The sequence below is a fragment of the Pseudomonas sp. EggHat1 genome (genome assembly GCF_014892995.1).
In the GTDB taxonomy this organism is placed as follows: Bacteria; Pseudomonadota; Gammaproteobacteria; order Pseudomonadales; family Pseudomonadaceae; genus Aquipseudomonas; species Aquipseudomonas chaetocerotis.
On sequence record NZ_JACKQK010000006.1, the window covers coordinates 22,021 to 34,822 of the forward strand.

11 protein-coding genes are annotated in these 12,802 nt (G+C 63.5%); 9 read left to right on the forward strand and 2 right to left on the reverse strand.

From position 1 onward, the window contains the following. Positions 1–160 precede the first annotated feature (160 nt). From INS93_RS11585 to INS93_RS11620, 8 genes are all read left to right on the forward strand, one after another. The gene (locus INS93_RS11585) at positions 161–847 is read left to right on the forward strand and encodes a hydrolase (protein WP_021489897.1); all 687 of its coding nucleotides are present in this window, start codon (positions 161–163) and stop codon (positions 845–847) included. A 97-nt stretch (positions 848–944) separates the two neighbouring features. After that, entirely contained in the window at positions 945–1,523 is a 579-nt protein-coding gene (locus INS93_RS11590) for an antibiotic biosynthesis monooxygenase (RefSeq protein WP_192982032.1), read from the forward strand. A 137-nt stretch (positions 1,524–1,660) separates the two neighbouring features. Further along, entirely contained in the window at positions 1,661–3,502 is a 1,842-nt protein-coding gene (locus tag INS93_RS11595; protein WP_192982407.1) for an amidohydrolase, read from the forward strand. A 1-nt stretch (position 3,503) separates the two neighbouring features. After that, positions 3,504–5,108: an MFS transporter gene (locus tag INS93_RS11600; protein ID WP_192982035.1), complete on the forward strand. Its 1,605-nt coding sequence runs from the start codon at positions 3,504–3,506 to the stop codon at positions 5,106–5,108. 44 nt (positions 5,109–5,152) lie between these two features. Continuing rightward, on the forward strand, positions 5,153–5,890 hold the full coding sequence (locus tag INS93_RS11605) for an alpha/beta hydrolase (RefSeq protein WP_192982038.1): 738 nt from the start codon (positions 5,153–5,155) through the stop codon (positions 5,888–5,890). A 31-nt stretch (positions 5,891–5,921) separates the two neighbouring features. Next, positions 5,922–8,930 carry a sensor histidine kinase gene (locus INS93_RS11610; protein WP_192982041.1) on the forward strand — a complete coding sequence of 1,003 codons (3,009 nt, stop codon included), beginning with the start codon at positions 5,922–5,924 and terminating at the stop codon, positions 8,928–8,930. Then, positions 8,930–9,571 (forward strand): response regulator, encoded by a 642-nt coding sequence (locus tag INS93_RS11615; RefSeq protein WP_160020237.1) that lies wholly within the window; start codon positions 8,930–8,932, stop codon positions 9,569–9,571. The genes INS93_RS11610 and INS93_RS11615 overlap by 1 nt, the downstream gene beginning before the upstream one ends. 86 nt (positions 9,572–9,657) lie before the next feature. Then, a complete protein-coding gene (locus INS93_RS11620; protein ID WP_192982043.1) occupies positions 9,658–10,227 on the forward strand; it encodes a helix-turn-helix domain-containing protein in 570 nt (189 codons plus the stop codon). Here the strand turns inward: INS93_RS11620 and INS93_RS11625 are convergent, their stop codons facing one another. Together INS93_RS11625 and INS93_RS11630 are read right to left on the reverse strand one after the other, a co-directional pair. Further along, a complete protein-coding gene (locus tag INS93_RS11625; RefSeq protein WP_192982046.1) occupies positions 10,228–10,830 on the reverse strand; it encodes a glutathione S-transferase family protein in 603 nt (200 codons plus the stop codon). It lies immediately after the preceding gene. 107 nt (positions 10,831–10,937) lie between these two features. Continuing rightward, positions 10,938–12,095: a PLP-dependent aminotransferase family protein gene (locus tag INS93_RS11630; RefSeq protein WP_192982048.1), complete on the reverse strand. Its 1,158-nt coding sequence runs from the start codon at positions 12,093–12,095 to the stop codon at positions 10,938–10,940. 83 nt (positions 12,096–12,178) lie between these two features. Here INS93_RS11630 and INS93_RS11635 point away from each other — a divergent pair, with 83 nt between their 5' ends. After that, entirely contained in the window at positions 12,179–12,700 is a 522-nt protein-coding gene (locus tag INS93_RS11635; RefSeq protein WP_160020241.1) for a MarR family winged helix-turn-helix transcriptional regulator, read from the forward strand. Positions 12,701–12,802 lie beyond the last annotated feature (102 nt).

The following is a 12,802-nucleotide window of genomic DNA, read 5'->3' on the forward strand; positions in this document are numbered from 1 at the left end:
CGTCGTGCCGGTGGGCAAACCTCGGCACAGCCCGATACCAGAATCGCAGTTACATCCAATCCGAGCGGCGACGGCTCTGCAATAGTCCTTTCGCCTACCCGGACGGCAACGACCGACGGGATGCGTGCATCGTCTACCGCCCCACCAACAGGTAACCGCTATGAGCAATCCAAAAACCGAAGTCCTGACCCCGCACAACAGCCAGTTGATCTTCATCGACCAACAGCCGCAGATGGCCTTCGGCGTGCAGAGCATCGATCGGCAAACCCTGAAGAACAACACCGTGGGCCTGGCCAAGGCGGCCAAGATCTTCAACGTGCCGACCATCATCACCACGGTCGAAACCGAGAGCTTCTCCGGCCACACCTATCCCGAACTGCTCGCCGTGTTCCCCGACGCACCGCTGCTCGAGCGCACCTCGATGAACTCCTGGGACGACCAGAAAGTCCGCGACGCGCTGAAGAAGAACGGTCGCAACAAGGTCATCGTCTCCGGCCTGTGGACCGAAGTGTGCAACACCACCTTCGCCCTCTCCGCCATGCATGACGCCGGCTACGAAATCTACATGGTCGCCGACGCTTCCGGCGGTACCTCTCAGGCCGCCCATGACTACTCCATGCAGCGCATGATTCAGGCCGGCGTAGTGCCGGTGACCTGGCAACAAGTACTGCTGGAATGGCAACGCGACTGGAAGAACCGCGACACCTACGACGCCGTGATGGCCCTGGTCAAGGAGCACTCCGGCGCCTACGGCATGGGCGTGGACTACGCCTACACCATGGTCCACAAGGCGCCTGAGCGCGTCGAGCACGGTCCAACCCTGGCCCCTGTAGCGGCGCCCATCTGACCTCATGACGGCGGAAACGCCCTCGACTCGACCAGTGGCGCGCATAGGTGCGCGCCGCTGGATCGCCAAATCCAAAGCATTGAGCAGAGTCTCCAGCATGAGCGAGACGCAAGCGGAAACCGTCACCCTGGTGGTGCGCCATCAGGTTCGCCCGAGTCATGTGCCCCATTACGAGGCTTGGTTACGGCGCATCATCGCGACTGCCAGCCAATGCCCCGGACACTTGGGGGTCGACGTGGTACGTAGCCATCAAACCTGCCTGGCGCAGTTCACCTGCGTGCTGCGCTTCGCCAGTCTGCAGCAGTTGCAGAGCTGGATCGAATCGGAACAACGACGCCAACTGATCGCCGAAGTCGAGCCACTGCTACGCGCCGGCGACCAGTTGGAAATCGCCGAGAGCAAGGAATTCTGGTTCGTGCCGGAAACCGCACAGGCGCCACCGCCCCGCTGGAAACAGGCCTGCGTCACCTTCCTGGTGATCCTGCCGCTGAGCCTGCTGGTCCCGCTGCTCTGGCAACCCCTGCTCCATCTTGTTCCCTGGCTCGGCGCTTACCTGCCGAGCAACGTCCTGATCACCCTGAGCATCGTCCTGCTCGTGGTGTACCTGTTCATGCCCATGGCCACGCGCCTGTTCGACGCCTGGCTGAACCCAACCGTAGACGAGGATCGACCATGAGCCAGGACCCCTCCGACCCGAAACGCCGCCACTTTCTCGCCACCAGCAGCGTGCTCGGCGCAGCCGGGGCATTGTGGTCAGCCATGCCCTTCGCGGCCATGGCCAGCGACTCATCCGTCAGTTCATCAGGAGGCAACATGAGCGCCGATCTCATTCTCTACAACGGTCGCCTGCACACGGTCGACCGCGAAAAACCCCAGGCCAGCGCCGTAGCCATCAAGGACGGGCGCTTCGTCGCCGTCGGCAGCGACGCCGAGGCCATGGCCTTGCGCGGTGATGCCACCCGCGTCATCGACCTGCAAAAGCGCACCGTCATTCCCGGCCTCAACGACTCGCACCTGCACCTGATTCGCGGCGGCCTCAACTACAACCTCGAGCTGCGCTGGGAAGGCGTGCCGTCGCTGGCCGACGCCCTGCGCATGCTCAAGGACCAGGCCGACCGCACGCCGACGCCGCAGTGGGTGCGTGTGGTCGGTGGCTGGACCGAGTTCCAGTTCGCCGAAAAACGCCTGCCGACCCTGGATGAACTGAACAAGGCAGCGCCCGACACCCCGGTGTTCGTCCTCCACCTCTACGACCGCGCCCTGCTCAACCGCGCTGCATTGCGCGCTGTGGGCTACGACAAGAACACGCCGAACCCGCCCGGTGGCGAGATCCAGCGTGATGCCAGTGGCGAGCCCACCGGCATGCTGATCGCCCGGCCCAATGCGCTGATCCTCTACGCCACCCTGGCCAAGGGGCCGAAGCTGCCACTGGAGTATCAGGTCAACTCCACCCGCCAGTTCATGCGCGAGCTCAACCGCCTGGGCGTGACCAGTGCCATCGACGCCGGTGGCGGCTACCAGAACTACCCCGACGACTACCAGGTGATCCAGGAGCTGGCCGACAAGGATCAGCTCACCGTGCGCATCGCCTACAACCTGTTTACCCAGAAACCCAAGGAAGAGCTGACCGACTTCAAGAACTGGACCAGCAGCGTCAAGCTGCACCAGGGCGATGATTTCCTGCGCCATAACGGCGCCGGCGAAATGCTGGTGTTCTCCGCCGCCGACTTCGAGGATTTTGTCGAGCCGCGTCCGGACCTGGCGCCGAGCATGGAAGCCGACCTGGAGCCAGTGGTGCGTCATCTGGTCGAGCAACGCTGGCCGTTCCGCCTGCACGCTACCTATGACGAGTCCATCTCGCGCATGCTCGACGTGTTCGAGAAGGTCGACCGCGACATGCCGTTCAACGGCCTGCCCTGGCTGTTCGATCATGCCGAGACCATCAGCCCGCGCAATATCGAGCGAGTTCGCGCGCTCGGTGGCGGCATCGCCATCCAGCACCGCATGGCCTTCCAGGGTGAGTACTTCATCGACCGCTACGGCGCCAAGGCTGCCGAGGCCACCCCACCGATCCAGCGCATGCTGGCCGAAGGCGTGCCGGTCGGCGGCGGCACCGATGCCACTCGCGTGGCCAGCTACAACCCCTGGACGGCGCTGTACTGGCTGGTCAGCGGCAAGACCGTCGGCGGCACCACGCTCACCCCGCAGGGCCTGTCACGCGCCACCGCGCTGCAGCTGTTCACCCACGGCAGTGCCTGGTTCTCCAGCGAGCAAGGCAAGAAGGGTCAGATCAAGGTGGGCCAGCTGGCCGACCTGGTGGCCTTGAACGCGGACTTCTTCAGCGTCGAGGAAGAGCAGATCAAGTGGCTGGAGTCGGTACTCACCATCGTCGGCGGCAAGGTCGTACATGGCACCGGCGAGTTCGACAAACTCGCCCCGCCGACGCTGCCGGTACTGCCGGACTGGTCGCCGGTGGCCATGGTGCCCGGGCACTGGAAACCGACAGCGGCGCCCATGGCCGCCAGCATCCACCAGTGCATCGGCTCATGCGCGGTGCATCAGCACCAGCATGACCGCGCACGTCGCAGCAGCATCCCGGTGAGCGACCACCAGGGCTTCTGGGGCGCCTTCGGCTGCTCGTGCTTTGCGTTCTGACATGACCGGGGAAAAAGCTTCGCCGTGGAGCGCACTCAACCACGTCACGTTTCGTTGGCTGTGGCTGGCCAGCATCGCCTCGAACATCGGCACCTGGATGCACGAGGTCGGTGCCGGCTGGCTGATGACCAGCCTGTCGACCAATCCCATGCACGTGGCGCTGGTTCAGGTCGCAGGCTCCGCGCCGATGTTCCTTTTGGCGCTGCCTGCCGGTGCCATGGCAGACATCATCGACAAACGTCGCTACCTGCTTGGCGTGCAGCTGTGGATGGCGGCAGTGGCGACACTGCTGGCCACCCTGACGCTACTCGGACTGACCACGATCTGGCTGCTGCTCAGCCTGACCCTGGCCATGGGTGTCGGCACCGCGCTGATGATGCCGGCCTGGTCGGCGCTGACACCAGAGCTGGTGAGCAAGCGCGACCTGCCCTCGGCCATCGCCCTGTCGAGCCTCGGCATCAATGTCGCCCGCGCACTCGGCCCGGCCATCGCCGGGGTATTGGTCAGCCTCAGCGGCCCCTGGGCGACCTTCGCCCTCAACGCCCTGTCGTTCTTCGCGGTGATGGCGGTGCTACTGACCTGGAAGCGTGAGCGCCAGGTCGCTGCCTTCCCGGCCGAACGCCTGCTCGGCGCCATGCGCGCCGGTTGGCGCTACAGCCGCGCATCGCGACCGCTACAGGCGGTCCTGGTACGCGCCGCTGCGTTCTTCGTTGGCGCCAGCGCCGGCATGTCGCTGCTGCCGCTGATCGTACGTGGTGAATTGAAAGGCAGTGCCAGCGACTTTGGCCTGCTGCTGGGTAGCGTCGGCATCGGCGCAGTGCTCGGCGCCATGCTGCTGCCCAAACTGCGTGAGCACATCAGCACCAACATGCTTGTGGCCGGGGCCAGCGTGCTCTACGCACTGGTGCTGCTGGCCCTGGCCTGGGTGCGTGACTTCGCCGTGCTGCTGCCGGTGATGCTGCTCAGCGGTGCGGCGTGGATTGCCGTGCTGTCGAGCCTGCAGGTCAGCGCGCAGACCTCGGTACCGGATTGGGTGCGAGCCCGCGCGCTGTCGGTGTATATCCTGGTGTTCTTCGGCAGCATGGCTGCTGGCGGCGCACTCTGGGGTTATGTCGCCAGTCAGGCGTCGATTCCGGTCGCCCTGTTCGCCGCAGCGGGTTGCCTGGTGCTGGGCTTGCTGCTGACGCTGCATTTCCCCCTGCCGGTAACCGAAAGCGAAGACCTCGCCCCATCGCTGCACTGGCCAGCGCCGATTCTGGCTGACGAAGCCGATCTGGAGCGCGGCCCAGTCATGGTCACCCTGCAGTACGACATCGCACCTGAGCATGCGTCCGACTTCCGCCAGGCGATGGCCGAGGTCGCCCACATGCGCAGACGCAACGGCGCGTTCTCCTGGGGGCTGGTACAGAACAGCGAAAATCCTCGCCACTGGCAGGAGTTCTTCTTTGACGAGTCCTGGCTCGAACACCTGCGTCATCACGGCCGGGTAACGCGCGCCGAGCAACGCATCGAGGCTGCGGCCAGGCACTTCCAGAATCCGGATGTGCCCGTGCACATCGAGCATTTTCTGATGCCGGCCAAGGATGTGCCCCATGCCACCCCCTGACGACGGCGACCGCCCGAACCAGGGCGCAGCAGGTTGAGTGCAGCATGCCTCGTCACGCCCTGTTCATTCACGGCATCTGGCTCACGCCAGCGATCTGGGAGCCATTTCAGAGACGCTTCAGCGCCTGCGGTTATCGCTGCACGGCGCCGTCTTGGCCGGTTGGCAAAGGCGGTCGACAACCCGGCATCAGCACCCTCCTCGCCCACTACGAAACACTGGTACGCAACCTGGAGCAGCCGCCGCTACTGATTGGCCATGACCTTGGTGGTCTGCTGGTTCAATTGCTGCTCGACCGCGGCCTGGGCCAGGCCGGCATAGCCATTGCCCCACTGCCACCACGCGCCGGTTTGCTGGGTTTGTATAGCACCTGGCCATGGCCATTGCCCTGGGTGGGTTGGCGTGACCTTCTGTACATGACACCGCAGTATTTCGCGCGCAATATGGCGCAAACGCTGACACCTGCACAGCAAAACGCGGCCTATGCGCGCCACATCGTTCCGGCGCCCGGCCGGGTATTCGTCGAGGCTGCGCTAGGCATCGGTAGCACCGTCGACTTCAGCAACGGCGAACGTGCACCTCTGTTGTTGCTGGCTGCAGGCAATTCCCACATCGTTCGCGCCAGCGTAGTGGCCGCCCTCTATCGTCGTCACCGAGGCTCGTCAGCCATCACCAGCTTCAAGCAGTTCCCCGGCTACAGCCACTGGCTGATCGCCGAACCCGGTTGGGAAAGAATTGCCGACTACAGCATCGAATGGGTTCAGAACCAAGTTGGACGTTTTTAAAGCACACACCCCACAAGCTCGCCTCGGCGTCATGGCAAGCCTGTTTTGCCTGGTGTTTTTCAGCGCTGTCGCGCTGGCCGACAGAAGCGCTCTGGAGCAGCAACTGGAACATCGGCGCTGGACGCTCAACGACGACAGCCCCAGCCAGATCGGCGCTTTGGCCGAAGCCCGTGACGGCTACCTGTGGCTGGGTACTCACGACTCCCTGTATCGCTTCGATGGCTTCGACTTCACCCGATATCGCACGCCTGGTGGCCATGAACTGGGTATCGTATCCAGCCTGCTGGCCAGCGACACCGGGCTTTGGGTCGGTTTGCGCAACGGAGGCGTTCACCTGATCGCATCGGGGGAGGAACACCCCAGCAGCTTCGATCTGGCCCGAGGGGTAATCTACGCCCTGGCACAAACAGCAGACGGCAGCGTCTGGGCTGCAGCCAACGACGGCCTGATGCGTTTCGACGGCAAGCACTGGCAGCAACTGGGCATCGCAGAAGGTTTTATCGGCGAAAATGCCTACAGCGTCTTCGTCGACAGCAGTGACCGTCTCTGGGTAGCTGATGAGCAGCGCCTTTATGTACTGCCGCCTGGCACCCGGAAGCTGCACGACACCGGCGTTCGCAGCCAACGCACGCGTCAGATAGCGCAAGCCGCCGATGGCGCACTGTGGTTGATCGAACGCGACCGCGACAGCCTGCTGCGGGTAAAGACCGATCAGCCGCAACTGCAGGCGACCCACATGGCACTTGGCGAAGTGGCCAACGCCATGCTGTTCGACCAGCATGGCTGCCTCTGGCTGAGCACCGCTGGCGGTGGTCTGTTGCACGTGGCCAAACCCAACGAACATGGCAACGGCAGCTTCGATGATATCGAGCGGCTTTCTTCACGTGATGGTCTGAGCTCCGACTTCGCCTGGCCGCTGCTGGAGGACAGCGAAGGCAGCCTGTGGATCGGCACGCAGAACGGGCTTGATCGACTGCGCGAACGCCCTCTGCGCCCGGCTGGCTTTCCGCCCGAGGCGAACAACCTGGCGATTGCCGCAGATGACGCCGGCAATCTCTGGGCTGCCAGCAGCAACCTGCCGCTCATGCGCCTGGATGAACAGGGTTTGCACGAGCTGCCGCTGCGTACACCGATCAGCGCGATCAGCAAGGGCCCTGACGGCACTGTCTGGCTGGCCGGACCCGAAGGTATCTGGCGCAGCGCTGACGAACAGGTGGAGAAAATCTCCGCCCTGCCGGTCGAGCACGACCTGGATTCATCGGTGCGCACCCTGCTGATCGACGATCAGGGCATGCTCTGGCTCTCACTCAACCGTCAGGGTCTCTACGTGCTGCGCGATGGCAACTGGCGACGGCTTCCCGCCCCCAGCAAGGACAAGGCGCAACTGATGCCGGTGAGCTCTGCCCTCGCCCCTGATGGCAGGCGCTGGTTCGGCTATCGCAACAACCTGATCGTCAGCCATGACGATCAGGGCGAACGCCAGTGGGGCAGCGCAGATGGCCTGGATATTGGTCATGTGACGGCGATGGCTCATTTGCAGGACCACAGCTGGTTCGGCGGCCAACGGGGCCTGGCACGCTTCGATGGGGAGCGCTTCCAGAATCTTCCGCTGAGCGAGAATGGGCTGTTCAACAATCTCTACGCGATCATCCCGGTCACCGGTCCTCAGGGAGAAGACCTCTGGCTGCACGGCAAAGGTGGCGTCTTTCAGTTACCGGCCGCAGAAATCGAAAAGGCGCTGAACGATCCCAAGCACCATATCCATTACCGTACCTACGATCTGCAAGGCGGTCTCGCCAACGACCCGCACCAGGTGCTCGCCCTGCCAACAGCGGTGCGCAGCAGCGATGGTCGTCTGTGGTTCGTCACCCGCAACGGCGTGGCCGGCTTGAGTCCACATAAGGCGATACATAGCGACAAGCCCCCCAGGGTGCGTATCGACTCCCTCATGGCTGACGGTGCGACCATCTCCGTGCAAACGCCGCCAACCCTGCCCGCAGACAGCAAACGCCTGGTCATTCACTACGGCGCCCTGAGCCTGTCTGCGCCCGAGGGGCTGCATTTTCTCTACCGTCTCGATGGTTTCGACAGCGAATGGCACTCCGCCGGACGTCAGCGCGAGGCGACCTATACCGGCCTGCACGCCGGCGACTATCGCTTTCGCGTGCGTGCGCTCAATCAAAATGGCGTAGCCAGCGAGCAGGATGCCGAACTCAGGTTCAGCATCGATCAGGTGTTCTACAGTCATCCGCTGTTCATCCTGAGCATTGCACTGGTCATACTGCTGACCCTGCACCTGCTCTATCGCAACAACATGCAGCGCGCAGCCGAACGCCTGCGCACACGTCTGGAAGAACGTCACGACGAACGCGAGCGCATCGCCCGCGAACTGCACGACACCTTGTTGCAGGGCGTGCAAGGGCTGATGCTCCACGTGCAGGCTGCGGCAGACAGTCTGCCAGCCGATCAGCCTGCGCGAGGCAAGCTGGAGAATGCCCTGGATCGTGCCGATCAGGTGATCGCCGAAGGTCGTGAGCGGGTGCGCAACCTGCGCCACGCACAGGAGGCGTCGAATGACTTGCCGCAAACGCTGCACGAGCTCGATCAATTGCATGAACATGCGGATACCGAGTATCGGGTCGAGATCGCAGGCACACCCTGCGCCCTGCACCCGGTGGTGCATGACGAGCTCAGCCAACTCGCCCGCGAGGCAGTCAGCAATGCCTTTCGTCATGCCGGGGCTCGCCATATTTGCGTGCAGCTGGATTACCACCCCCGGCAGTTCTCATTGCGCGTTATCGACGATGGCCGCGGCTTGCTGGCCGAGTACCTGCTGGGCGCAGAGCCGGTCGATCACTGGGGCCTGAGAGGCATGTACGAACGCGCCGCCAAGATTGGCGGCACACTTAATATCGACAGCACCCCCGGCCACGGTTGCCAGGTACGACTGACCCTGGCCGGACCATTGGCCTATCGTCAGTCGCCCCCTCGCGCGCGGCGTTGGCTAAACTGGAAAAGATTGATCAGGAGCTCGCAGTAATGACCGCTGCCAACCCCATCCGCGTGCTGGTCGCCGACGACCACCCTCTGCTGCGCGAGGGCATCGCTGCCGTGCTCGCCGGACAGGCGGATATCGATCTGGTCGGCGAAGCCAGCGACGGCCGCGAAGCACTGGAATGTTTTCGCCACCTGCGACCGGACGTCACCCTGATGGACCTGCAGATGCCTCATATGAACGGCATCGACAGCATTCTGGCGATTCGCGGCGAATGCCCGGATGCACGCATCGCGATCCTCACGACCTATCGCGGTGACGTGCGTGCGCTGCATGCGATCCAGGCGGGCGCGCAGGCCTATCTACTGAAAAGCACACTGCGCAAGGAGCTGGTGGAGACCATTCGCAGCCTGGCCGCCGGCAGACGCCATATTCCGCCCGAGATCGCCGCCGACCTGGCCCAGCACATCGGCCAGCAGTGCCTCAGCCCACGTGAAGTGGAGGTTCTGCAGGCAGCAGCTCTGGGTTATTCGAATCGCGATATCGCGCTGCAACTTCGCATCACTGAAGACACGGTCAAAGGCCATATGCGCCTGATCATGGACAAGCTCCGCGCCAACAATCGCACACACGCCGTGGCCATCGCCGTGCAACGCGGTGTACTGGAGATCGGCACCCCACTTTAGTGTTGTCACCCTTCCCCTCCTTGTGAGCTGTGCGCCGCCGACGGCGCCGCGCATGCTTTGCAACCAATAAGATAAGGAGGCTGGCAATGGGCTCGTTCGGCGAACTTCAGGCAATTACGCCCTGCCCGCACCAGGCCGGGCACGACCCGCAGCTACTGGACCGTATCGCTGCCTTGCTCGCGGAGGCTGAAACGCAACTGCTGGAGGACACGCAAAGCGCCTACTTGCAGGTCGAGCAGGCCATGACGCTGCTACGCCAGGTCAACGCCTGCAAGCAGTGTGGCATTCGTCATTGCGCAAACGGTCTGACACGCTGGCAGACGCGACGCCTGGATCAGTACATCGGCGACAACCTGGCCACCGCCATTCGCACCTGCGACCTGGCAGCCCAGCTCAGCCTGAGCAGCAGCCATTTCTCTCATGTGTTCAAACAGACCTTCGGCATCACGCCGCTGGCCTATGTGGCACGCAAACGCATCGAAGCAGCCAGAGAGATGATGCTGTCCACCGACCAACCATTGACGCAGATCGCGCACGCCCACGGGTTCTGCGACCAGTCGCATTTCACCCGCACCTTCCGCCGCGAGACCGGATTGAGTCCCTTGATATGGCGGCAGCGCTGCACAGCAAACTCCAAAGCCACCGCCGAGCCGTGATCAGCCGAACATGGTCACGTGGCGTGGGTGACTGGCGACGCGCTCGATCCAGGCGCGCACGGCCGGAAAGTCTTCGAGGCTGAAGCCACCTTCGTCCGCCACATGGGTGTAGGCATACAGGGCGATATCGGCAATGGAATACTGCTCACCGACCAGATAAGACGTGCGCTCGAGCTGTTTCTCCATCACCTTCAAAGCCTTGTAGCCAAGCTTCAGGCAGCGCGCATGCTCTTCAAGGCGGGCCTCCGGCATACCCTGATAAAGCTGGATGAAACGCGCCACCGCGACGTACGGCTCGTGGCTGTATTGCTCGAAGAACTGCCACTGCAGCACCTGGGTGCGCAAACGCGGCTCACTGGGCAGGAACTCGCTACCATCGGCGAGGTAGTTGAGGATGGCGTTGGACTCCCACAGGCAGGTGCCGTCTTCCAGCTCCAGCACCGGGATCTTGCCGTTGGGGTTCTTGGCCAGGAAGGCTTCGCTCTGCGTTTCGCCCTTGAGGATATCGATGGCAATCCACTGGTACTCCTTGCCCAGCAGATGCAGCATCAGCTTGACCTTGTAGCAGTTGCCCGAGCGGTAATCGCCGTAGACCTTGAACATCGCGTTGCCCTCCCCGTGTTTCCTTCTTTTACCTGTAGGAGCCGGCTTGCCGGCGATCCGCCTTAGCAAGCGCATCGCCAGCAAGCCGGCTCCTGCGCTTCAAGCTTCTACTTCGCCTGTGCCTCTTGGATCACCGCCGACAGGCGGCGCAACCCTTCGCCCAGGCGCTCCGGCGCCACGTGACTGAAGTTCAGTCGCAGATGGCCTGGGTTGGCGTCCGGATCGATGAAGAAGGGTTCGCCTGGCATGAAGGCGACGTTCTGCGCCAGCGCCGCATCGAGCAGCGTGCGGGTGTCGAGCGGCTGCTTCAGGGTCAGCCAGAAGAACAGGCCACCCTGAGGAATTTCCCACTCGGCCAGGTCGCCGAAGTGCTCCAGCAGCGCCGCCTGCATCGCGTCACGGCGAATGCGGTAGAAGTCGCGCAGCTCGGCCAGGTGGCCACGATACTGCTCGCTACCCAGCCACTGCAGCGCCTGCCACTGACCGATGCGGTTGGTGTGCAGGTCAGCCGACTGTTTCAGGCGCAGCAGGTGCGGATAGAGGTCTTTGGTGGCGATCAGGTAGCCGACGCGCAGGCCTGGCAGCAGCGTCTTGGACACGGTACCGGTGTAGATCCAGCTGGCCTTCTGCAGGCGGCTGACGATGGGGGTGGCGCTACCGGCATCGAACACCAGCTCGCGGTACGGTTCGTCCTCGATCAGGGTCACGCCGAACTCGTCGAGCAGGGCCGCCACGGCTTCACGCTTGGCTTCGCTGTAACGGGTGCCGGACGGATTCTGGAAAGTCGGGATCAGGTAGGCGAAGGCCGGCTTGTGGTTTTCCAGACGCTGACGCAGCGCCGCCAACTCGGGGCCGTCGGCCTCCTGCGGTACGCTGATGCAGTCGGCGCCAAACAGTTGAAAGGCCTGCAGGGCAGCCAGGTAGGTCGGCGCTTCGAGCAGCACTTCGGTGCCCGGATCGATGAACAGCTTGGAGGCCAGGTCCAGGGTCTGCTGCGAGCCGCTGACGATCAGTACCTGGCTGGCATCGCAGGGCACACCCAGCGTACGTGCCTCAGCGGCGATGGCCTCGCGCAGCGCCGGCTCGCCTTCGCTCATGCCGTACTGGCCCATGCTCGCCGGCATCTCGGCCCAGTCCACCTTCGGCAGCATCGGCTCGGCCGGCAGGCCACCGGCGAAGGACATCACTTCCGGACGCTGCGCCGCGGCAAGAATTTCACGGATCAGGGAGCTTTTCAGGCGGGCGATGCGTTCGGAGAAGGCCATGGGATGTCCTGGGGTGCAAAAGTCATTGGAATTAAGTCAAACTGCTTGACCGAAACTACGCCGCCAAGCAGAGATACGTCAATATGACTGACCTAAAAAATTTCCCCGAGAAATTTTTAACGTCACCCGCCGAGGGCACGCAGGCCGGCCGTCATGGTTCGCAGGTCATCAAAAACGCCGCCGCTCAGCAGGCTGCCATGGAAGCCTTCTTCTTCGGCTACCAGGCCTTCACTGCCAAGCCCGACGAAATGCTCGCCAAGCGCGGCCTGTCGCGCGTGCATCACCGCATCCTGTTCTTCATCGCCAAGTACCCGGGCCTGAACATGACCGAGCTGCTGGGCTATCTGGGCGTGAGCAAGCAGGCGCTGAACATGCCGTTGCGCCAGTTGATCGAGATGAATCTGGTGCAGAGTGAGGCAGCCGCGGACGACAAGCGCAAGCGTGTGCTCGGTTTCACCGCCGAGGGCGCCAAACTGGAGCAGGCCCTGCGCCGCGAACAGGCGCGCCTGTTGCAGCGCGTATTCGGCGAGATGGGCGAAGAGGCCGTGCAGGGCTGGCTGGAAGTCAATCACGCCCTGGCACGTAGCCGCCAGGAACGCACCTAAGCATCATCGTCGCACTTCCCCGTAGGAGCGAGCTCTGCTCGCGAACCCGCGCCCTTTACGGGCCGCGCTCACGCCTGCATCCGCAATTTCCTTGCCGTTCTT